This window comes from Mycolicibacterium xanthum (genome assembly GCF_019710635.1).
Taxonomy (GTDB): Bacteria; Actinomycetota; Actinomycetes; order Mycobacteriales; family Mycobacteriaceae; genus Mycobacterium; species Mycobacterium xanthum.
The window spans coordinates 15,164-36,537 of sequence record NZ_JAIFZS010000020.1; the positions used below are offsets into that span (position 1 = coordinate 15,164).

General features: G+C 66.5%; 16 protein-coding genes and 2 pseudogenes. 12 read left to right on the plus strand and 6 right to left on the minus strand.

Annotation, left to right across the window (positions count from 1 at the left end; genetic code table 11):
- The first annotated feature begins 116 nt into the window (after positions 1–116).
- From JDV09_RS09855 to JDV09_RS09875, 6 genes and pseudogenes are all read left to right on the plus strand, one after another.
- The gene (locus JDV09_RS09855; RefSeq protein ID WP_221368942.1) at positions 117–953 is read left to right on the plus strand and encodes a class I SAM-dependent methyltransferase; all 837 of its coding nucleotides are present in this window, start codon (positions 117–119) and stop codon (positions 951–953) included.
- A 91-nt stretch (positions 954–1,044) separates the two neighbouring features.
- Positions 1,045–2,565 (plus strand): arylsulfatase, encoded by a 1,521-nt coding sequence (locus JDV09_RS09860; protein WP_221368943.1) that lies wholly within the window; start codon positions 1,045–1,047, stop codon positions 2,563–2,565.
- A gap of 25 nt (positions 2,566–2,590) precedes the next feature.
- Complete coding sequence (locus JDV09_RS09865) at positions 2,591–3,745, plus strand: LLM class flavin-dependent oxidoreductase (protein WP_221368944.1); 1,155 nt, start codon at positions 2,591–2,593, stop codon at positions 3,743–3,745.
- 35 nt (positions 3,746–3,780) lie between these two features.
- Positions 3,781–4,683, plus strand: a pseudogene (locus JDV09_RS26700) (lytic transglycosylase domain-containing protein); the annotation flags it as partial.
- Positions 4,684–4,812: 129 nt separating this feature from the next.
- Positions 4,813–5,424, plus strand: a pseudogene (locus JDV09_RS26705) (DUF1460 domain-containing protein); the annotation flags it as partial.
- 195 nt (positions 5,425–5,619) lie between these two features.
- Positions 5,620–8,013 carry an arylsulfatase gene (locus tag JDV09_RS09875; protein ID WP_372452882.1) on the plus strand — a complete coding sequence of 798 codons (2,394 nt, stop codon included), beginning with the start codon at positions 5,620–5,622 and terminating at the stop codon, positions 8,011–8,013.
- Between the two features lie 184 nt (positions 8,014–8,197).
- Here the strand turns inward: JDV09_RS09875 and JDV09_RS09880 are convergent, their stop codons facing one another.
- The 3 genes from JDV09_RS09880 to JDV09_RS09890 all read right to left on the minus strand — a co-directional run bounded on the left by JDV09_RS09880 (position 8,198) and on the right by JDV09_RS09890 (position 11,899).
- Positions 8,198–8,758 (minus strand): OsmC family protein, encoded by a 561-nt coding sequence (locus JDV09_RS09880; protein WP_221368947.1) that lies wholly within the window; start codon positions 8,756–8,758, stop codon positions 8,198–8,200.
- Between the two features lie 279 nt (positions 8,759–9,037).
- Positions 9,038–10,867 carry a glycoside hydrolase family 15 protein gene (locus JDV09_RS09885; protein WP_221368948.1) on the minus strand — a complete coding sequence of 610 codons (1,830 nt, stop codon included), beginning with the start codon at positions 10,865–10,867 and terminating at the stop codon, positions 9,038–9,040.
- Between the two features lie 18 nt (positions 10,868–10,885).
- The gene (locus JDV09_RS09890; protein WP_221368949.1) at positions 10,886–11,899 is read right to left on the minus strand and encodes a medium chain dehydrogenase/reductase family protein; all 1,014 of its coding nucleotides are present in this window, start codon (positions 11,897–11,899) and stop codon (positions 10,886–10,888) included.
- A gap of 369 nt (positions 11,900–12,268) precedes the next feature.
- On the opposite strand from JDV09_RS09890, the gene JDV09_RS09895 reads away from it, so the two are divergent.
- On the plus strand, positions 12,269–12,946 hold the full coding sequence (locus JDV09_RS09895) for a TetR/AcrR family transcriptional regulator (protein ID WP_221368950.1): 678 nt from the start codon (positions 12,269–12,271) through the stop codon (positions 12,944–12,946).
- Between the two features lie 104 nt (positions 12,947–13,050).
- On the opposite strand, the gene JDV09_RS09900 is transcribed toward JDV09_RS09895, so the two are convergent.
- Positions 13,051–13,848, minus strand: a complete 798-nt coding sequence (locus JDV09_RS09900; protein WP_372452883.1) for a class I SAM-dependent methyltransferase — start codon at positions 13,846–13,848, stop codon at positions 13,051–13,053.
- A gap of 196 nt (positions 13,849–14,044) precedes the next feature.
- Here JDV09_RS09900 and JDV09_RS09905 point away from each other — a divergent pair, with 196 nt between their 5' ends.
- The 5 genes from JDV09_RS09905 to JDV09_RS09920 all read left to right on the plus strand — a co-directional run bounded on the left by JDV09_RS09905 (position 14,045) and on the right by JDV09_RS09920 (position 18,718).
- Complete coding sequence (locus tag JDV09_RS09905; protein WP_255605110.1) at positions 14,045–15,460, plus strand: lyase family protein; 1,416 nt, start codon at positions 14,045–14,047, stop codon at positions 15,458–15,460.
- A 165-nt stretch (positions 15,461–15,625) separates the two neighbouring features.
- A complete protein-coding gene (locus tag JDV09_RS09910) occupies positions 15,626–15,889 on the plus strand; it encodes a hypothetical protein (protein ID WP_221368951.1) in 264 nt (87 codons plus the stop codon).
- A 167-nt stretch (positions 15,890–16,056) separates the two neighbouring features.
- The gene (locus JDV09_RS09915) at positions 16,057–17,754 is read left to right on the plus strand and encodes a thiamine pyrophosphate-dependent enzyme (RefSeq protein ID WP_221368952.1); all 1,698 of its coding nucleotides are present in this window, start codon (positions 16,057–16,059) and stop codon (positions 17,752–17,754) included.
- 159 nt (positions 17,755–17,913) lie between these two features.
- Positions 17,914–18,210 (plus strand): CDGP domain-containing protein, encoded by a 297-nt coding sequence (locus JDV09_RS27625; protein ID WP_308124069.1) that lies wholly within the window; start codon positions 17,914–17,916, stop codon positions 18,208–18,210.
- A gap of 214 nt (positions 18,211–18,424) precedes the next feature.
- Positions 18,425–18,718: a hypothetical protein gene (locus tag JDV09_RS09920; RefSeq protein WP_221368953.1), complete on the plus strand. Its 294-nt coding sequence runs from the start codon at positions 18,425–18,427 to the stop codon at positions 18,716–18,718.
- A gap of 599 nt (positions 18,719–19,317) precedes the next feature.
- Here JDV09_RS09920 and JDV09_RS09925 read toward each other — a convergent pair.
- Positions 19,318–20,037, minus strand: a complete 720-nt coding sequence (locus JDV09_RS09925) for a DUF4189 domain-containing protein (RefSeq protein ID WP_221369039.1) — start codon at positions 20,035–20,037, stop codon at positions 19,318–19,320.
- A gap of 403 nt (positions 20,038–20,440) precedes the next feature.
- Positions 20,441–21,346 carry a nitroreductase gene (locus JDV09_RS09930; protein ID WP_308124070.1) on the minus strand — a complete coding sequence of 302 codons (906 nt, stop codon included), beginning with the start codon at positions 21,344–21,346 and terminating at the stop codon, positions 20,441–20,443.
- Positions 21,347–21,374 lie beyond the last annotated feature (28 nt).

Sequence of the window (21,374 nt, forward strand, 5' to 3'; positions counted from 1 at the left end):
CCCGTCGAAATTGGGTAGCCGATACCCATGTGCACCCGCGTCCATCGGGTCGATGATGGAACCATGCCGGGCTGCCGGCCCGCGCCCAGGAGAACTCGACTCGAGGAGTACGTCTGATGAGCAGCACAGCGCAGGACGCCGACCGCCAGCTCAAGACCAAGCACCGGGCGCTGTGGGCGTCGGGTGACTACCCCGCCGTCGCTGCGGACCTGATCCCCGGGCTGGGGGCCCGGCTCGTCGAGGCCTGCGGCGTGCGGGCCGGGCAGCGGGTGCTCGATGTCGCGGCCGGTTCCGGCAACGCCGCCATTCCGGCCGCCGCCGCCGGGGCCGCTGTGACGGCCGGCGACCTGACACCCGAGTTGTTCGAGGCGGGCCGGGCGAGGGCCGCGCAGCACGGAGTGCAGCTGGACTGGGCCGAGGCCGACGCCGAGGCGATGCCGTTCCCCGACGACAGCTTCGATGTCGTCATGTCGTGTGTCGGGGTGATGTTCGCGCCACGACATCAGGCGTGTGCCGACGAGATCCTGCGGGTGGCCCGGCCCGGCGCCACGATCGGGCTGATCAACTGGACCCCGAGCGGCTTCGTCGGCAACCTGTTCGCGACGATGAAGCCCTACGCACCCCCGCCGCCGCCGGGAGCCAGCCCGCCGCCGCTGTGGGGCGACGAGGACCATGTGCGGGAACTGTTCGGCGACAGGGTCTCCGACCTGACGATGCACCGGGAGACGGTCGTGATGGATCGTTGTGCGAGCCCGCTGGAGTTCCGCGAGTACTGGAAGCGCAACTACGGCCCGACGATCGCGGCCTACCGCTTCAACGAGAGCGACCCCGAGCGCGTCGCCGCGCTGGACGGCGACTTCCTGACGTTCCTGGAGAAGTGGAACGAGTCCACCGAGCCGGGCCGCACCTCCTATCCGGCGGAGTACCTGATGGTGACGGCCACCGTGCGGTGACGGGGCCGCCCGCCGTTTCCGGGCCATCGGAACACGCTGTCGGATAGTGTTTCCCGGCAGATACCGGTACCCGTTCGGGAAGGCGGCAGCCATGCCAGACAGCAAGCGTCCCAACATCCTCGTCATCTGGGGCGACGACATCGGCTGGCAGAATGTCAGCGCCTATGGCATGGGCACGATGGGCTACACCACCCCCAACATCGACCGCATCGGCCGCGACGGCGTCCGGTTCACCGACCACTATGCCCAGCCGTCGTGCACCGCCGGCCGGGCCGCCTTCATCACCGGTCAGTACCCCATCCGGTCGGGGATGACCACGGTGGGCCAGCCGGGCGACCCCCTCGGCCTGCAGACCGAATCACCTTGTCTGGCTGAAGTTCTCAAGGACCAGGGGTATGCGACGGGGCACTTCGGCAAGAGTCATCTCGGTGATCGCAACGAGCACCTGCCCACCAACCACGGGTTCGACGAGTTCTTCGGCAACCTCTACCACCTCAACGTCTCGGAGGAGGACCAGCAACGCGACTACCAGGCGTTCGCCGAGGCCTACGCCGGCAGCCTGGAAGAGTACGAGAAGATGTTCGGGGCGCGCGGCGTCATCCATTCGTGGGCGACCGATGAGGACGACCCCACCGAGGACCCCCGGTTCGGCCGGGTGGGCAGGCAGCGCATCGAGGACACCGGCCCGCTGCACCAGGAACGGATGCACGATGTCGACGGCGCGGAGGTCGTCCCGCTGGCCATCGACTTCATGAAGCGGGCACAGCAGGACGACAAACCGTTCTTCGTCTGGCTGAACACCTCTCGGATGCACCTGTACACCAGGCTGGGCGACGACTGGCGGTACGCGGCCGAGCGGTACACGTCGGAGGCCGATCTGCACGGCTCCGGAATGATGCAGCACGACCACGACATCGGCACCGTGCTGGACTTCCTCGACGAGCAGGGGCTGGCCGACGACACCATCGTCTGGTACTCGACCGACAACGGCCCCGAGCACTCGAGCTGGCCGCACGGTGCCACCACACCCTGGCGGGGCGAGAAGATGACGGCCTACGAGGGTGGCGTTCGGGTGGTCTCGCTGCTGCGCTGGCCGGGCCACATCGAGCCGGGGCAGATCCTCAACGGCATCCAGTGCCATCAGGACATGTTCACCAGCCTGGCCGGGGCGGCGGGCGTCGACGACGTGGCGGCGCGGGTCAGGGAGTCGAAGGCCCAGATCCTCGACGGCGTCGACAACCTGCCCTATTGGACGGGCGCGGAGTCGGCGTCGGCGCGCAACCACATTTTCCATTACTACGAGAGCAAGCTGATGGCCGTCCGGATGGGGCCGTGGAAGTTCCACTTCTCGACCAAGGAGGACTATTACGCCAACGTGGTTCCGCGGACCGCGCCGCTGGTGTTCAACATCCGGATGGACCCGTTCGAGACCTACGACAACAGGGACTCCTACGGCCACCTGATGCAGAAGGTGTCGTGGCTGATCCAGCCGATGAGCAAGCTGATGAAGGACCACATCCAGTCGCTGCTGGAGTGCCCGCCGGTACAGGGCGGCAAATCCTTCGACATGTCGAACATCATCGAGCAGTTCATGAATCGCGGTCACGACTAGCGGGTCGGGCCGCCAGAATGGGCTGATGCGCTTCGGCAACTTCATGGCCCCGTTTCACCCCGTCGGGCAGAGCCCGACGCTGGCCCTCGAGCGTGACCTCGACCTGATCATCGCGATGGACCGCCTCGGGTTCCACGAGGCGTGGGTCGGTGAGCACCACTCGGCCGGGTTCGAGATCATCGCCTCCCCCGAGGTGTTCATCGGCATCGCCGCCGAGCGGACCAAACACATCAAGCTGGGCACCGGGGTGAGCTCACTGCCCTACCACCACCCGCTGATGCTGGCCGACCGTATGGTGCTGCTCGACCACCTCACCCGGGGCCGGGTGATGCTCGGCTGCGGGCCGGGTCAGCTCACCTCGGATGCGCACATGCTCGGCATCCCGGCCGACGAGCAGCGGCCGCGCATGGAACAGTGCCTGGACGCCATCATGCGGCTGCTGCGCGGCGAGACCGTGACCATGTCGACCGACGGGTTCACCCTGCGCGACGCCCGCCTGCAACTCAAGCCCTACAGCGACCCGTGTTTCGACGTGGCCGTCGCCGCGTCCTTCTCCCCCACCGGCCCCCGCGGCGCCGGCAGGCACGGCATCGGCATGCTGTCGATCGCGGCGACCGCCAAGCAGGGCATGGACCTGCTGGCCCAGCACTGGAGCACCTGGGAAGAGGTGGCGACGTTGCACGGCCACGTCGCGGACCGCTCGAAGTGGCGGCTGGTCGGGCCGATGCACCTCGCCGAGACCCGGGAGCAGGCGGAAAGGGATGTCGAGTACGGAATCGCCGAGTTCTCCAGGTACTTCAGCCACATCCTGCCCGCCGGTCCGGTGCAGGGCGACACCACCGAAGAAATCCTGGCCAACAACCGCCAGTCCGGGTTCGCGGTGATCGGCACCCCCGACGACGCGATCGCCAAGATCGAGGAGCTGATCGAGGCCAGCGACGGCGGTTTCGGGGCGTTCCTGCTCTTCGACCACGACTGGGCCCCGCCGGCGGCGAAACTGCACAGCTACGAACTGTTCGCGCACTACGTCATCCCGCACTTCACCGGCCAGCTGGCCGGCCCGGTCGCGTCGAGCGACTGGGTGGCCGAACGCGGCACCGCGTTCGTCGAGCAGGCCGCGCGCGCGATCGGCAAGGCGATCGAGGACCACGCCGCCGAACGTCAGGCCAGGCAGGGGTGACGATGCCCAAACGGGGCGCCTCGAGCCTTGCGGCAATGCGAACGGTGGCGGCGCTGCTCCTGGCTGCAGTCGCCGTGCTGGCCGGGGGATGCGCGGGATCGACCCCACCCGAAACGGCGACATCGGCAGAGACACCGACGGCTGCCGCGGCGCCCCCGCCGTCGTCCACGCCCGCCGGCCGATCCCGAGAATTGGCGACGGACCCCGCACAGCTCGCCGACGACCTGGTCCACGACGAGGGCGCCCTACGCGACCCGGCGGCGCCGGAGGACGTGCTGGCCGCGGCCGCGCATCGCCAGCAGGCGGCCTACCGCGCCATCGGACATCACCCCGAGTGGGACCCGGTCGTGCGGCCGCGCATCCCGGCGTCGCTTCTCGACGTCTACGACCGCAACGTCGACGCGCGTCGACAACTCGGGTCGATGACGCCGCCCAAGGACACCGTGCCGGCGTGGCGCATCGTCGCACCCGCGCCGGCCGACGAGCTGATGGGCTACTACCGGGAGTCCGAGTCGGCGTCCGGCGTCGCGTGGAACTATCTGGCGGCGATCAACCTCATCGAGACCGCCTTCGGACGGGTCGCCGGGGTGAGCACCGCCGGCGCGCAGGGGCCGATGCAATTCATGCCGTCGACCTTCGCCGCCTACGGCGAGGGCGGCGACATCCTCTCGCCCCGCGACAGCATCATGGCCGCCGGCCGCTACCTCGCCGCCAACGGCTTCGTCGACGACCGCGACCACGCCCTGTACCGGTACAACAACTCGGAAAAGTACGTGCAGGCGGTGCACGACTACGCCGCGGTGATCGCCGAGCACCCGATGGCGTTCGCCGGATATCACCGCTGGGATGTGTACTACAAGACCACGGCCGGTGACGTGCTGCTGCCGATCGGTTACTCGCAGGCCACACGGATCCCGGTCACGGACTACCTGGCGTCGTCCGCGTCGGCACCGTTCGAGGTCCGGATCTCCGACCAGAGCGCCCAGATTCTGGAGCGGCTGTTGGCCGTCCGGCGCGACGCGTCCGATGCGGCCCCGTCGCAGCTGTCCGACGTGCTGTCCGGGCAGTTCCTCGGAACCCCTTACGGCGCAAACACTCTGATCGGCTCGGCCACCGTGCCCGAACAACTCGTCGTGGAGCTGGCGAAGGTGGACTGTTTCACCTACGCCGACTACGTCGAAGCGCTCAAACGCGCCGGGAACCGCGACGAGTTCATCGACGCCTTGATCTCGGTGCGCTACAAGGACGGCGAGGTCGGATTCCAGACGAGAAAACATTTCTTCACCGATTGGGCCGCGGCGACACCGGCCGTCGCGACCGATATCACGGCGAGCCTGAGCGCCAACGCGATTCAGGTCCCGAAGGACCTGAACGCGAAGGACTCCGGCGGGGTGTATCTGCCCGGGCTGCCGGTTGTGCCGCGGACCGTCTCGTACATCCCGAGCCGGTACGTCGACGACGGCGTGCTCGACCAGTTGCGCACCGGTGACTACATCGGTGCATACGCCGATGACGGCGGACTCGACGTCACCCACGTCGGGATCTTCGTCGCCGGACCCGACGAACCGGTGCTGCGCAACGCCTCGTCGCTCAGCGCGAACAACGCGGTGGTCGACAGCCCGCTGCGGGCCTATCTGCAGACGGTCCCCGGCGTGGTGGTGCTGCGACCCGTCGCGTAAACGCTTTCCGCGCCGTCCAGCCACCGCGACACCCACCGGCATGCTTCACGGCTCCGTGAGACCGAATTCCAGTATTCGGCAAGGAATTTGTGCGGCCATTCCCAAGGAATGCGCACAATCGCCCTATTGTCCGGGTCGCCAAGATGCGAAAGTATCGACAAGTACCAATGGGGAGGTATCGACAGTGAGGTCGGCATGACTACTACGGGAGGTGCGATGTCCGACAACGAGAACGAGAGCTACGCCGAGCAGTACACCGCAGAGGTCTTCAAGGGGAAGATCGAGCTCGACGTTCGGGACTCGGTCCCCGACTGGGGCCCCTACGGGCCCCCGGTTGCACCCGCCGACGCCCCGAACGTCCTGTTCATCCTCTACGACGACACCGGGCTGGCGGCGTGGTCGCCGTACGGGGGCCGGATCAACATGCCGTGGGCGCAGAAGCTCGCCGACAACGGCCTGATCTACACCCAGTGGCACACCACCGCGCTGTGCGCGCCCACCCGGTCGGCATGCCTGACCGGCCGCAACCACCACGTCAACGGCTTCGCCGAGATCGTCGAGGGTTCCAACGGCTTCCCCGGCTACCACGCCCGCATTCCCGATCAGTGCGCCACCATCTCGCACGTCTTGCAGGATGCCGGGTGGAGCACGTTCTGGGTGGGCAAGAACCACAACGTGCCCGAGCAGGACAACGCGCCGGGCGGATACAAGGGCACGTGGCCGTTGCAGAAGGGGTTCGACCGGTTCTACGGGTTCCTGGGCGGTGAGACCAACCAGTGGTACCCGGACCTGGTCGAGGACAACCGCTTCATCGATCAGCCGTACCTGCCCGAGGACGGGTACCACCTGTCGAAAGACCTGACCGACCAGGCGATCCGGATGATCCGCGACAACAAGGCGAGCAACCCCTCCAAGCCCTGGTACATGTGGTTCTGCCCCGGTGCCAACCACGCACCGCACCAGGCACCCCAGGAGTACATCGACAAGTACAAGGGCAAGTTCGACGACGGCTACGACGCCTACCGCGAGTGGTGCCTGGCCCGCATGATCGAAAAGGGCGTCCTACCCGAGGGGACCAAACTCACTCCCTTCAATCCGATGCCGGACGACCAGGCGAACGAGGGCGACCTCGTCCTGCCGTGGGACTCGTTGAGCGATGACCAGAAGAGGCTCTTCTGCCGCATGGCCGAGGTGTGGGCGGGCTTCTCCGAGTACACCGATGCGCAGATCGGGCGGCTGATCGACTACCTGGAGAAGTCCGGCCAGCTGGACAACACGCTGGTGCTCTACGCCGCCGACAACGGCACGTCGGGGGAAGGTTCGCCGAACGGCTCGGTCAACGAGAACAAATTCTTCAACGGGTTCCCCGATGATCTCGAAGAGAACTTGACGATGATCGACAAGCTCGGTGGGCCGGACTGCTACAACCACATGCCCACCGGCTGGGCAGCCGCCTTCTCGACTCCGTTCAAGATGTTCAAGCGCTACTCGGAGTATTCCGGCGGCACCTGCGATCCGATGATCGTCTCCTGGCCCAAAGGCATGAAGGCGCGGGGGGAGATCCGGCACCAGTACCACCACGCCACCGATGTCGCAGCGACGATCCTCGACGTGTGCGGGTTGGAGATGCCCGACACCTATCGCGGCGTGAGGCAGTACCCGATGAACGGCGTCTCGATGCAGTACAGCTTCGACGCCGACCCCGACGGTCCGACCCTGAGGAAGCATCAGTACTACGAGATGATGGGCACCCGGGGCATGTGGGAAGACGGCTGGCATGCCGCCGCCGTCCACGCGCCACTCACCGGCAAGGGGCACTTCGATCAGGACCGGTGGGAGCTCTACCACGTCGCCGAAGACCGTTCGGAGTCGACCGATTTGGCCGAGAAGCATCCGGAGAAGCTCGAGCACCTGAAGCAACTATGGATGGACGAGGCCAAGAGAAACCTAGTGCTTCCCCTCAACGATCAACCCGCTGTGGTTGTCGCCGGTATCGAACGGCCGTCCACCGAGCCGCCTCGGGACCGGTACGTCTACTACCCGGACACGACCGCGGTGCCCGAAGGCGTGGCCGCCAACATTCGGGGCCGGTCGTACAAGATCCTGGCCGACGTCGAGGTCGGCGAGGATTGCTCGGGCGTCATCTTCGCCCACGGCTCCCGCTTCGGCGGTCATTCCCTGTTCATCAAGGACAAGAAGCTGTACTACGTGTACAACTTCCTGGGCATTCCGCCGGAGCAGAGCTTCATCTCCAAAGAGGAACTCAAGCCGGGCAAATACACGCTGGGAATGGAGTTCACCCGGGAGTCGGCCGGCAAGTACGGAGAGTCGCACGGCACGACGAAGGTGTACGTCAACGACAAGGTCGTCGCCGAAGGCCCGATGCGGACACAGACCGGCAAGTTCACGCTGTGTGGCGACGGCCTGTGCGTCGGCCGCGACAGCGCCGACGCCGTCGCCAAGGAGTACACGCCCGAGACGCAGGGCAGGTTCACCGGCGGCACCATCGATTTCGTCGAGGTCGCGGTCGAGGAGGCAGGCTACCGCGACCTGGAGAAGGAGATGGCCGCCGCGCTCGCCGTCGACTGAGCCGCCCGGACACCTTCGCCGTCAGGCTTCGCGCCGGTTCCGGGTGGAGCTTGCCGGCCATGGTCTGCGCCGGCCCGGGGTCGGAGTTTCCTCGGGTGACCGTCCGCCCGTCAGCGAAGACACCCCGCTCCGACCCCAGCCGGCTGAACCGGCAGTCCCCGACGCGGACAAGCCTGCCGACCGCTCAGCCGCGGACCAGGTCGATGGCGACCGGGACGGGGTTGGTGACGATGTCGCGGACCGGCGAGTAGCTCGTGAGGCCGGCGAGTTCGGCGAGTTGATCGTCGTCGAAGTCGCCGATCGCCTTGATCGTCACCCGAATCCGCTCGAAGCCGGGTCGGACACTGCCGTCCAGGCCGAGGAAGCCGTGCAGATCCACATCGCCCTCGATCGTGGTTTCCATGCCGTCGACGACGATGCCGCGGGCGGCGGCGTGATAGGCGATCGTGCCGGTCACGCACGCCGCGAGCGCGTGCAGGACGTATTCGACGGTGGTGGGCGCCCGGTTCTCGCCGAGCAGGACCGGCGGCTCATCGGTGTCCACGGTGAACGGCTCGGTGCGGGTGGTGTCTTCCTGGCCCACGCCGTAGAAGTCCTTGATCGTCGAGCGGCTGTAGGCGCCGTCGACCCAGTGGTTCTGGGCCCGGAACTGGAACCGCGCCAGCGCGGGATTCGCGGTCACGGCGTCGATCGTGCCGGCGAGGCGGTCGACGTCGACGCCGTTGACAGTGCTGATTGCGTGCATGGTGAGCTCCTTGTGGTTTGTTGGTGATGGGCCGTGGCCCGTCGTCACCCCGGAATTAGCACGATCGGTCGTACTAATTAGAAAGTACGACCGATCGTGCTAATTTGTCAACATGCCCAGAGGCCCGGTCGATCCGCGCAGCTCCGCCACGCGGCGCCCGCGCGCCGACGGCGAACGGACCCGCAGCGCAATCCTGCGCGCTGGGACGCTGAGTGGGGGCGGCCGTGATCCGGCCCGACCATGCTGCACGCGTGGTGATGTGCCGCAAGAGCTATGCGCTCACCCGAGCCGGCGGTCCAGGTTGTAGGCGGCGCTGATCAAGGCGAGGTGGGTGAATGCCTGCGGAAAGTTGCCGAGCTGCTCGCCGGTCGGCCCGATCTCCTCCGAATACAGCCCCACATGGTTTGCATACGTGAGCATCTTTTCGAACGCCAACCGCGCTTCGTCGAGCCGCCCGGCGCGGGCCAGCGCCTCGACCCACCAGAAGGAACACATCGAAAAGGTCGCCTCACCACCGGCCAGCCCGTCGGGCGACGACCGCACGTTGTAGCGGTACACGAGGCTGTCTGAGACGAGTTCGGCAGAGATGGCGTCCAGTGTGGAGATCCAGCGAGGGTCGGTGGGGGCGATGAACTTGCACAGCGGCATCAACAACAACGAAGCATCGAGCACGTCGCTGTCGTAGTGCTGGACGAACGCCCTGCGCTCGGGGTTCCAGCCACGGCCCATGATCTGGTGATAGATACGGTCCCGTACCGCGCTCCACCGTGTGATGTCCGCCGGCAGTCCGCGCTGATGCGCAACGCGAATCGCGCGTTCGACCGCAACCCAGCTCATCAGCCGGGAGTACGTGTAATTCCTTCGCCCGCCACGAGATTCCCAGATCCCTTCGTCGGGTCCGTCCCAATGTTCGATCAGCCATTCAAGACTGCGCGTGAGCTCTACCCACCCGTCGTGGTAGATGGGCAGCCCGTACTTGTTGCACAAGTAGACGGAGTCCATGAGCTCGCCATAGACGTCGAGCTGCAACTGGTTCGCCGCCGCGTTGCCGACACGAACCGGCGCCGAGCCCCGGTAGCCCTCCAAGTGCAGCAGCTGCTCCTCGGGCAGATTTTCGCGCCCGTCGATCCCGTACATGATCTGCAACGGCGCCGAGTCGCGGCCGGAATGCCGGAACCGGCCCTCCAGCCAATGCAGGAACGCGGCGGCCTCGTCGGCGAATCCCAGGGTGAGAAGCGCGTAAAGGGTGAAAGCGGAGTCTCGGATCCAGGTGTATCGGTAGTCCCAGTTCCGGGTGCCGCCCAGACACTCCGGCAGACTCGTGGTGGGTGCCGCCACAATGGCGCCGGTGGGCGCGTAGGTCAGTAGCTTCAGCGTGAGCGCCGAGCGGTGCACCATCTCGCGCCAGCGCCCGCTGTAGCGCGAACGCTGCAGCCAGCCTCGCCAGAACGCGACGGTGGTCTCGAATTCCGCAGCGATGTCGGCATCGCAGTACGGCGCCGGGACGTCGCCGGGCGCCACCTGTTCCAGCACGAAGGTGACGGCTTCCCCCGCGCGAACCGTGATGTGTGCGTTGATGTCGCCGTCATTGACGATATTCAGCGGGCACGGCGCCGAGAGGCTGAGCCGCAGCTTCAGGGAGATGAACAGAGCCCCATTCTGGTTGAGTCCCACCTCGTGCCGGACGCGGGCGAAGTCGAAGCGGGGGGCGACGTCGACCTGGAAGCGCAGCTGCCCACGTATGGCGAGCAGCCGACGGATCATGCGGGGGCGGTTCGCAGGCCGGCTGGTTTGTGCGGCCGGCATGAAATCCTGAACCTCCGCGACCCCGTCAGGCGTCAGAAAGCGCGTGATGAGCACGTTGGTATCGGGCAGGTAGAGCTGTTTGGAACTCCAGTCGTCGCAGTCGGGCGAGATCCGAAAGTAGCCGCCGCGGTCCGCGTCGAGAATCGCCGCAAAGACGCTGGGTGAGTCGAACCGCGGGCAGCAGTACCAATCGATGGTGCCGTCCGTGGCCACCAGCGCCGCCGTGTGCAGATCTCCGATCAGACCGTGCTCGGAGATCGGCGGGTAGCGCACCCGAGTCGCCGGCGCGGCATCCTGAGCCATGAGGACCTCTTCCCAGTCTCAGGACACAAGCACGAGTTTCCCTGTGGCCGCCATGCTGTCGAGCAACTCGTGGGCCTTGCGAGCCTCGGCCAGCGGCAGGCGCTCGGCCACGACCGGATGAATCGCTGCACGACGGAGCAACTCCAGCAGGGCGCGGAAATCCTCTTCGAACCAATCCTGGTGGTGGATACGCAACTTCTGGATTCGATAGGCGAGCACCCGCCGGCTGGGCGACACCACGCCCCACAATGCGACAGCGGCGGTTCCCATGTACCACTCGAATACCCCCGGCCAATTCTTGCGACCCTGCACCAACGTCTTCTGGCGGCCGTAGATGACCAGCCTTCCGCCGGACCGCAACGCCCGGAAGGAGCGAAGCGACAGCGTGCCACCGAACGGGTCGAGCACGATATCCACACCGTCACGACTCAGCTCTCTGACCTTCTCCAGGAAGTCTTCGTGCTGGTAGTCGATGGCCACCGCGCCGAGCCGCTCGACGGCGGCTCTGTCGTGGGCCGACGCCGTCCCGTACGTGTGAACTCCCATCACTGCAGCGAGTTCGAGGACTGCGGTCCCTACCCGGCCGGCCGCACCGTGGACGAGCAACGTCTCCCCCGCCTTTGCTCCAGCCGCACGGTGAAGCATTTGGTAGGCCGTCATATAGGTGAAGACCAGGCTCACGACCTCGGCCGGATCCAGATCCTCGGGCACCGGGACCGCGTTCTTCTCAGGGACACAGACAAGCTCGGCGTTGGCGCCCCACTGCGTGAGCACACCCACGCGATCGCCCTCGTGCAGCCGCGCACAGCCAGGCCCCAATTGATCGACCACGCCGATCAATTCGTAGCCCGGGGTGAACGGCGGCTTCGGGCCGCCGAGATACGTGCCGGCGCGCATCTGCGCGTCGCTGAGCGACACGCCGGAGGCCAGAACCCTGACGCGGACTTCACCCTGGCGAGGCAGCGGCTCGGCCTCGTCGACAACGCTGACGACCTCGGGACCGCCGAAACGATCGATGACAACACGCTTCATGACAGAACCTCCTGTTTCGCATGCGCGCGCAGATGTGTGCGAAGGCGGGTAAGCATCTCGTTGAGACGGGGCAGCCCTTCACTGCTGCCGGTGGCGACCGCCGGGTAGCCACCCGATGGACCGTTGTTCCCAACGGCGCCGGAGACAGGCATCTTTTTGCCTCCTGGAGCCCGCTCATGGGCGGGCCAACCCCGTTAGCGTGAGCGCATGCGCGGCAATCGCGTAAGGGTCTGAAGTCCTCGTTTGACGCCCGTTTTCACCGAAGCGTGTCGCAGGTTCCAGCCGCGCACGAGTCGGTGCCACCGCTCGGTGTGGCACGATTCGGTCGAGCACATCTGAATGTACGACCGGTCGTGCTATTTTGTCGATATGGCCGGCCCCGCAATGAATCAGCGCAGCTCCGCACCACGGCGCCCGCGCGCCGACGGCGAACGAACCCGCGGCGCAATCCTGCGCGAAGCCGCATCGCTGGCGACGGTCGACGGGTTGGAGGGGCTGTCGATCGGGAACCTGGCCGCCGCGACCGGCATCAGCAAGAGCGGCCTCTACGCGCACTTCGGCTCCAAGCAGGAACTCCAGCTCGCCACCGTGGACGAGGCCGAGCGGATCCTGACCGCAGAGGTCGTCGAGCCCGCGCTCGCGGCTCCCCCCGGCCTGGCCCAGCTGGCGGCGGTGTGCGAGGCGTTCTTCAGCTACGTGCAGCGCTACGTCTTTCCCGGTGGCTGCTTCTTCGCTGCGACAGCGCTCGAGATGGGCACCCGCCCAGGGCCGGTCAGGGACCGGGTGGCCGCCATCCAGTCCGATTTCGTCGCGCTGCTCCGGTCCTTCGCGGTCACCGCGCTCGAGCAGCACGAGCTTCCCGCCGACGAGGACCCCGACCGCCTCGCCTTCGAGTTGCACGCGGTCCTGCTGGCCGCCGACACCAAGTTCGTGCTGCACGACGACCCGGCCGTCCTCGACCTGGCCCGCGAGGTCGTCCACAGGCGGCTGGGGCTGAACGGCGACGGAAGCGCAGCAGTGGGGCGCCCGACGAAAGAAAGAAGCTAGACCAGACGAAGTCTGGTTGCGCATCCTCGAACCGTGACGGTGAACGTGAACATCCACGAGGCGAAGACGCACCCTTTCGCGGCTCCTCGAAACGGCGGCGCGCGTCAGTCTCTGACGCAGTCCATGATGACCAGGAACGGGTTGTCGAGTAGGTAGTCCCAGTAGTCGCCCTCGTCGCCCGCGTCGGGGGCGGGCTCCAGATCGGGTATGTGCACGGCGAAGTCGTGGAAACCGGCCCCGCGGAAGGCCGAGGCGTAGGCCTCGATCGGCAGGTAGTAGTTCCTGACCTCCAGCGAGGAATCGGGGAGGTTGAGCGTGATGTCGATCGGTGCGCCGTCGACGACGTCGTCGGCCAGCTCTACCTCGAATCCGTACTTGCGGTAGTCGGGCCGGAAGGAGTACACGCCCGGATTGGTGTTCACCGTGACGAACCGGCCACCCGGCTTGACCCGGCACGCCAACCCCCGGCACATCTGGGCGAGCTCTGCACGGTCTTGGGCGTACACCAGCAGCCAGGCGCAGACGACGATGTCGTAATCCTGTTGCGCGACGATCGAACGGGCATCCGCGACGATGTATTCGATGCCCAACGGCTCCTGGGATTCCTGTTCGCGGGCCAGGTCGATCATGCGTTCGGAGATGTCGAGTCCAACCACCTGCGCGGCACCGGCGCGACACAGCAAACGGGTGAAATGCCCTTCGCCGCATGCGACGTCCAGCACCTTCTTGCCGGTGATGTCGCCGATCTGCTTCATGAAGGAGTAGGTCTCGATGCGTTCCCGCCAGGCCTGCGTCTTCGCCTCTTGATACTGCTCGGCGATATGCCCCTGGTTGTAGTCGATCACCATGCCGCTCAGCCTTTCCTGAACCACGAACTCCATCCCGTCATCGAGGAGATCCACTTCACAACCTAGCCCCGATCGGTCGATGCGACGGGCGAGTGTGCCGGGTTGGCCGTCGTCGCGTCCCAAAGCCGGATACCGGCCAGCCCAGACGTCTAGAGTCCGATCAGACTGTCGACTTGCCCGGGCTCGCTCTACCCCGAATACGGATTCATGCGCACGACCTCTACGACCCGCTGGTACACCCTGAAGGAGCATGATCGACATGGAGCCTGCGTTTTCGCTGCTGACCCAACTCGCCGGCGACCCCGTCCAACTGGAGTTGTTCGGTCCCGACGCGTGCCTGCAAAGTTGGCTGGCCGCCGAACGAGCGCTGGCGCTCGCCCAGTCGGAGGTCGGGATCATCGACCCGGCGGACGCGGCAGCGATCAGCGCCGCTGCCCGGCTGGACAACATCGATCGCGACGAGCTCTGGGCGTCGGCCAAGAACGTCGGCTACCCCATCCTCGGCCTGGTTCGCCAGATTTCCCGCTCACTGCCCGAGGGGCCCAATGGGCGGGTGCACTACGGCGCGACCACGCAGGACATCATGGACACCGGGCTGGCATTGCAGATGCAGCGATCGCTGTACGAGCTGGATACCCGGCTCGGCTGTCTGGGCGAGGCACTCGCCCGACAGTGCGAAGCCAACGCCAGAACCGTGATGCCGGCCCGCACCCACGCCCAGCAGGCTGTCCCCACGACGCTGGGCGCGACTCTGGCTTCTCTTCTTGCCCAGTTCGCGCGCCATCGCGAGCGGCTGAATCAGGCGATTCCACGCGTCGCATTGGTATCGATGTTCGGCGCCGGAGGTACCTCGGCTGCCTACGGCCCACAGTCGGCGCAGCTACGCGAACGGATGGCCCGGCAGCTCGGATTGCACCGGACCGACGTGCCGTGGCACGTCGCTCGCGATGGGTTGGCCGAGTACGGCTGGCTGTGCGTGACCATCACCGCCACCTGCGCCAGGCTTGCCCGTAACATCGTCGACCTGTCTCGCACCGAGATCGGCGAGGTGTTCGAGCCCTTCAACAGCCATCGCGGCGCATCGTCGACGATGCCGCAAAAGGTCAATCCCATCTCCTCGGAACTCATCATCGGCCTCTCGGGCACGGCGGGCGCACTCGCGTCGTCGCTGGCGCGCATCCAGGAGGCGGGTCATGAACGTGCTGCCGGCGAATGGCAGATCGAATGGCAGGTCATCCCGCAACTCGGCGTGATCGCCGGCAGTGCGCTCATCGAGGCGCAAGTCATCGTGGAGGGTCTGCGGGTCGACGCCGAGCGCATGAGCGAAAACCTCGAACTCGACGGCGGCCTGATCATGGCTGAGGCCCAAATGATTCACCTTGCAACGGCATTGGGCCGAGAAACCGCCCACGACCTGGTCTACGAGGCCGCGCAACGCGCCCGATCTGAGCATCGAATCCTTCAGGAAACCCTGCCGCAGGTGCTCATCGAACACGGCGTGGCCGACAAGGCGCCTGCCCCGATCCGCGCCGCCGACTACCTCGGTGAAGCAGAAGGGGTCGTGGCCGAGGCCGTTCGCCTATGGCATGCCGCACCTGCTGTCGCCGAAGCGCCGGCGGTCTTGGCGGCATTGGCCGATGCCCAGGATGGTGACATGTCCGGTTGACGCATTCGCGAACGCTGTGGCCGACTCAGCTGCCGCCACCCGCGAAGTGCCGACGTCGACGGGCCGATGAGAGAGCACTCATCTTCGTTCCATCGAGCTGTCACGTCGCCCCCGGAGTCTGGACTCATCCGCGAAGTCCGCGGCCCAGATGACAAGGAGCACAACATGACACGACCCAGCCCCTGGAAAGTCCTCGCCTTCGGCGCCGCTCTGACCGGCCTCGGCATCACCGGCGCGGCGACAGCGACTGCAGAGCCCAGCACCGCCGGTTCGGACACCTCGACCTCCGACAGGTCGACGAAGATCCCGCGGCCCACGTCGGGGTCGACCGATGCGGCGCGCGGGGGTTCCGACAACGCCGACAAGGCCGGCTCGGACACCTCGACATCGCAGTCCGATGAGGGCTCGCGGTTCCTCTTCATCAGATAGAGCCGCGAATTCTGAAGGTGAGCCACACGTGGTGGAGCCGGGGCCGCGAACGCGGACCCGGCCGCCCCACCGAGGTGCGCGCGACCTCGCCAGTCCGCGCCCACTCCCCGCTAGGATCGAACCACACTGGCTGAAGCGGCGGACTGTCGATCGGGACGGAGCAGATCATGCCGGCTAACGGAGTCAAGAACGGCGCAGAAGTCCTTCTGGAACAGTTGGAATCCCACGGGACGGACTGCATTTTCGCCTCCCCCATCGCGGTCATGGCGCCGATCTGGGAAGTGCTCGCCCGGCGGGCAGACCAGATGAGAATGCGCTACTTCCGATGCCGTCACGAACTGCTGGCGCTCAGCCTGGCCTCCGGGTACTACAAGGCCTCCGGCCGCAGCCAGATCGTCTTCCTGCCTTCCTCGCTCGGAGTGCAGAACGGCGCCATGGGCCTGCACACCGCGCTGCAGGAACGCACGCCGATGACCGTTCTGTCCCCCGACACCCTGAGTTACGGCGAGGATCCGGCCGCCGATCCCGGCCCGGAGTGGCCGTCACTGCTGGTTGACCTGGTCGGCCCGGCCCGCAACGCCGAAACTGTCGTCAAATGGACCAAACGGGCCCGAACGCCCTCCGAGCTGGTTCACGAACTGCGTCGCGCCTGCCATGTCGCGCAGTCGGTTCCGCTGGGCCCGACGCTGCTGGAGATGCCGTTCGATCTCCTGGTCGGTGAGGGCTATGACGCCATCCCGGCGTGGGTTCCGCCCGCACCGGTCGTCGCCACCCCGAACCGGATCGACGAGGTCGCCGCGATCCTGGCCGGTGCCACCGCCCCGATCATCATCACCGAGCACGGCGGGCGAACCGACGCCGAACGCGACGCGCTGGTGCGCATCGCCGAAGCACTGTCCGCGCCGGTTTTCGAGTTCATGATGCCCGCCTACCACAACTTCCCTCGGGCGCACCCGCTGTACGGCGCGGGACCGGTCGAGCCGGTGCTGGGCGAGGCCGATGCGATCCTGCTGGCCGGCTGCAACGCGCCGTGGCACCCGCCGCAGCCGACGTTGCGGCCCGGCTGCACCGTCATTCACGCCGATGCAGACCCGATGCGCCCCCGCGCCGCGTACTGGGGCTATCCGACGACGCACACGATCCCGGGGGACCTGGCACTCAACCTCGAGGCGCTGGCCGCCGGCCTCGCGCAGCGACCCACCCCGCGGCCGGCGGCCACCGAGCGTTGGACCCGCCATTCCCGCAGCGTCCGCGCGCAGGGAATCGAGGAGGCACGGCGGGCTTCGGCTGAGGCCACCGACTTCGTCCCGGCTGCCGAACTGTTCGGCCGGCTGCACGATGTCCTGCCCGACGACGCGATCTGTGTCGACGAGATCGTCGCGCAGGTGCCGCAGATGCTGCAGTTCCTCTACCAACGCAAACCCTTCACGCAGTATCGGGGCTGGGCCGGGGCCCTCGGGACGAGCCTGGGCACCGCCCTCGGCGTCAAGCTGGCCCGCCCTCAGCAGACGGTGACCGTGATCCTCGGTGACGGGGCGTGGCACTACAACCCCGTCCCGGCCGCGCTCGGCTTCGCCCAGGAGTACGGGGTGCCGCTGCTGATCGTGCTGTGCAACAACGGCCAGTACGCGTCGCAAACCTGGAATGTCCTCAGGTACTACCCGGACAGCGACGCGGTGCGGGACAACAACTTCGTCGGCAACACCATCGCACCAACGCCCGACTACGTGAAGGTCGCCGAGGCCTACGGCGGCGCCGGCGAGCAGGTGGCGAAAGCCGACGCGCTGGTCCCGGCGCTGCAGCGCGGTTTGGACACGGTTGCCGCGGGACGGACCTTCCTGCTGGACGTGATCATCGATCCGTGACGCACCGCCCGCGATCAGACGTCGGGCGACCTGGCCGGCGGGCGCGTCCTGGAAGTGGCTGCCGTATGGGTTTGCCGCACTCTCTGAGGTCCAAAGCCCCTATCGTCTGGTGATCTCGCTTGGGCACCATAGAGACCTAATTTGGGCAAGGGGATTTCGATGACGAGATCCATCTACGTAAAGCGATTCCTGCTCGGCCCAGCGGCGCTTGTCGCTGGGGTGATATCCGTGTTGCTGCCCTTGCTTCTCGTCGGTCTGTTGGGCGGCGGAATCGCCCAAGTTGCAGGCAAGACACCCCCTCCCCCTCTGCAGCCCTGCGGCGGCGCAGTGGTGTGGGGCAACGGCGGTTACCAATGCGATGGTCCTCCAGCGCCAGACGGCAGTTTCCAGCGTTGTACGGCCGTATATGTGTTCGGAATCGGCGGCTGGAGCTGCTACACGGTGTATCCGCCGTGAGCGGCGACGACCGTCGGCCGTAGTCGAGGACATCTGATATCCGGTTGAGGCAGTTCCGTCGATGACGTCGACGAGCGGGTTGGGCCGCAACACCACCGGACCGCTCATCGGGCGAAGCAGGGACCATCGGCCCTACAGAACGCCGGGATCGGAGCGCATTCTGGTGCTGAGCCAGCCAGGCTCGTTTCATGCATTCAATCCTTGAGGAGCGACGATGGCGGAGAGCGCTGAGAAGAAGACCGTGGCGGAACAAGCGACCGACTTGTCCGAACAGGTGCTCGACACGGTCGAAGACAGGCAGAAAAGCGTGATGGAGGCCGTGCGCAAGTTCGCCAACACCCTCGATGAGACGCTACCCAACGTTGTCGATCCGGAACGGCGCAAGAAGATCCTCGACGCCGTCTTGGACCTGGCCGATCAGATCACTACGACGACAAACGAGTTCCTGCGCAGTACCGTGCACAGCGTGCACGAGACGCTGAACAAACAGGGCGACAAAAAGGACTGAGTGCGGCAGGAATGGGAATGCCCACCCCTTTTGCGGACGCCTCGACCCGCACCTGCCTGCACTGCGGCGCTCCGATGAAACTCGTCGGAGCACACGCCGTCTCCGAGCAATACACCCGACAGATCTGGTGGAAATGTGCGGGGTGCGGGCGTTCACACCATCGCGTGGCGTAGCGACTGACACCGACATCTCGCGCCAGGTCTCAAACGTCCCGGCGCACGCTCGTTGTCAGAAGTCGTCCTCGTCCTCCACGGTTTTCGGGTGAACTCCCGTATCGCAGCGGATGGGGTCTCGGAAATGCGCCGGGGTGTGCGACTATTCGCGGGTGAGTTGCTTCGCGTGGTCGCAGTCCAGCGCTTCGCGTCTGCTGAAGCTGATTCCACGGGGCCGTACACATCTTGTGCGTCGTCGCAGTCTTCGAAGTCGTCCGTCGGGGCCGGCAGACCCCGGATCCATCGATCTTGGCGCACCCAGGTGTCGCGCCGCCGTCCTTGTACCGACGGAGGCGGAGGTTGGCCATCAGCCGGGTGGACACACCCGATACCGCCCGGACCGTAACGTCACGGTCCGGGCGGTTCGGGCTCTCAGGACGGGCGGACTCAGAAGTACGTCGTCGTCGACGTGCTGGTTCCGTTGTCACACGCGATGGTGACGTTCCAATTCTTGAACTGCGGAATTGCCGGGACGATCCGCAGGTCGTACGTGGAGTTCGCCGGCAAGGCGAATGCACGGTTGAAGTTGTCCGCCGTGTACGTGCACTGCGATGACACTCCACTGCGATCGGTGATGTGAGCGACCAGGCCACCCACCACCGTCTCGAACGACACCGTCGGACCCAGCTTCGGAGCCGGCGGGGGCGGCGGCTCGTTCGGCGGCGGAGGCGGCGTGTTCCCGTTCGAGCAGCCCGACACGATCACTTTCGCACCCGTCTGGTTCTGCAGTTTGGCCAACGCACTGCTGGAGGCGGCGGCAATGGTCGCGCCCGATGCCCCGACCTCTTCGCCGTAGTCATTGGACGCGGCCGCCGCGCACTCATTGGTGGCGATGACCACGGTCACGCAGTGACTGGCGCCGTTGCTGGAACAGTTGGTCAGCGCCCCCTGGGCGGCCTGGTCTTTGTTGCCGCTGATCGACGAGCCGCCTGCCATCGTGACGGGCGGATTCTCGTTGACATATCCGAGCGCCAACGCAATGTACTGATCAGCAGCCTGCGCCGGGGCGGGCGCGAGTAAGCCGACGGCGGCCGTACCCGCGGCCAGCAAGAGGGCGGCCGAGGTCCGGCGTTGCCAGCCCGCACGGCTCTTGGAATTCGTTGTCATGATCACTCCTGTGAGGTTGTCGCTGCCCGGGCGGGGCGCGTGTTGGTCGTTTGGCCGTTCTGCGCGGGTCTGTATGTGTGTATGCCGAGCTTTCGGCCGTTCTCCGGTTCGTTTCCCGCTGCAGCAATATTCGTGCGCCGCAGGCAGCCGGGGAATCGCCGGGAAGCCAGAAACCGGCGCCAGAAAGCAAGGGTTTCCTACCCGCCAGGCAAGGGCGGACGGCGCGCTCATCTCGCCAGTTGCCGCGGGCCCCGCAGGCTTCGGCGGCTTTCGGGCATGACGTTCGAAGGCGGTGGCGTCTTTTCCGGGTAGGTGATCCGGCGTTGCTCGGTACCGGCCCAAGCACCATCAGTCAGCGGCAATCACTCTCCGCGGACCGCTGTCTGGCGATTATGTCGCGAACCTAACGGATGCCCCTGTCCCAGCTCGTCGTCTCGGCGAGCGACAATCGCTTGACCAAAGGCAGCGGGTCGCTATCGGCTGATGCTTGACCCAACCGGATCAGCGCTTGGGGATACCCGTTGCCGTCGAACACCTCGCATGCGAGTGCCAGACGGTCGCGGGTCCGCTTCAGCGGATCGGTCAGCGGGCAACTGACCAGCCCCAACGCGGTGGCTGTCAACAGGAGCCGGCTCATGGTCTCGCCCGCGCGCAGCCGCTTCAAGTCGGCATCGATGTCGGTTCCGAGCACCAGCAGCACGCCGTCGCCCCCGTGCGCGGGGTCTGCGCTGCCGGCCGCCCCGCCGTATCGCAGGGTCACACCGTCGTCGTCTCGGCGGGCCCATCGCATGGCGGGGACTACACCCAACGTGACCTGGTGTCGGGCGGCACGGATATGGAGCAGTTCCAGCGTGCCGGACGGAATCGGACCCGCACCGTAGCGGCGACGGTCGGCACGGCGGCGTGGGATTGCTACGGCCAGCTCCCTGCTGGGTTCGGTGGCCGGCGCTTCGATGATTTCTATGAAGGCCAGGTGGTCGTGGTCGGAGGCGTCGGGGAAGCGCCGGAGGCGGGTGTGCCAACCGTGGGCCGCCAATACCACGACGCAATGGTCCAGCACGGCGCCGCAGCTGAGCAGGACGTCACGACGGTCAAAGTCGGCCTCGCCGAGTTGGCGGCTGCGGTCAGCGTAGAGATGCACACCCTCCCTGCTGATCCGCCAATGCCACGGCTGCGAGTTCTGGGCGGACGGCGCTTGCGCAGCCATGTTCAACGCCTTCTCAAGCGTGGCTGTATCGGGAAAAGCTCCCAATCGTCTCACCTCCCGCACAGCGCCGGATTCTCTCCAGGTGATCATCACCAGTGTCACCGACGTCGCTTGCGACACCCCACACCCT

What these genes read in the sequence shown, in the direction of transcription:
- JDV09_RS09855 (WP_221368942.1), top strand. Translation starts at nt 117, where the DNA reads ATGAGCAGCACAGCGCAGGACGCCGACCGCCAGCTCAAGACCAAGCAC.
- JDV09_RS09860 (WP_221368943.1), top strand. Translation starts at nt 1,045, where the DNA reads ATGCCAGACAGCAAGCGTCCCAACATCCTCGTCATCTGGGGCGACGAC.
- JDV09_RS09865 (WP_221368944.1), top strand. Translation starts at nt 2,591, where the DNA reads ATGCGCTTCGGCAACTTCATGGCCCCGTTTCACCCCGTCGGGCAGAGC.
- JDV09_RS09875 (WP_372452882.1), top strand. Translation starts at nt 5,620, where the DNA reads ATGACTACTACGGGAGGTGCGATGTCCGACAACGAGAACGAGAGCTAC.
- JDV09_RS09880 (WP_221368947.1), bottom strand. Translation starts at nt 8,758, where the DNA reads ATGCACGCAATCAGCACTGTCAACGGCGTCGACGTCGACCGCCTCGCC.
- JDV09_RS09885 (WP_221368948.1), bottom strand. Translation starts at nt 10,867, where the DNA reads ATGGCTCAGGATGCCGCGCCGGCGACTCGGGTGCGCTACCCGCCGATC.
- JDV09_RS09890 (WP_221368949.1), bottom strand. Translation starts at nt 11,899, where the DNA reads ATGAAGCGTGTTGTCATCGATCGTTTCGGCGGTCCCGAGGTCGTCAGC.
- JDV09_RS09895 (WP_221368950.1), top strand. Translation starts at nt 12,269, where the DNA reads ATGGCCGGCCCCGCAATGAATCAGCGCAGCTCCGCACCACGGCGCCCG.
- JDV09_RS09905 (WP_255605110.1), top strand. Translation starts at nt 14,045, where the DNA reads ATGATCGACATGGAGCCTGCGTTTTCGCTGCTGACCCAACTCGCCGGC.
- JDV09_RS09910 (WP_221368951.1), top strand. Translation starts at nt 15,626, where the DNA reads ATGACACGACCCAGCCCCTGGAAAGTCCTCGCCTTCGGCGCCGCTCTG.
- JDV09_RS09915 (WP_221368952.1), top strand. Translation starts at nt 16,057, where the DNA reads ATGCCGGCTAACGGAGTCAAGAACGGCGCAGAAGTCCTTCTGGAACAG.
- JDV09_RS27625 (WP_308124069.1), top strand. Translation starts at nt 17,914, where the DNA reads ATGACGAGATCCATCTACGTAAAGCGATTCCTGCTCGGCCCAGCGGCG.
- JDV09_RS09920 (WP_221368953.1), top strand. Translation starts at nt 18,425, where the DNA reads ATGGCGGAGAGCGCTGAGAAGAAGACCGTGGCGGAACAAGCGACCGAC.
- JDV09_RS09925 (WP_221369039.1), bottom strand. Translation starts at nt 20,037, where the DNA reads ATGACAACGAATTCCAAGAGCCGTGCGGGCTGGCAACGCCGGACCTCG.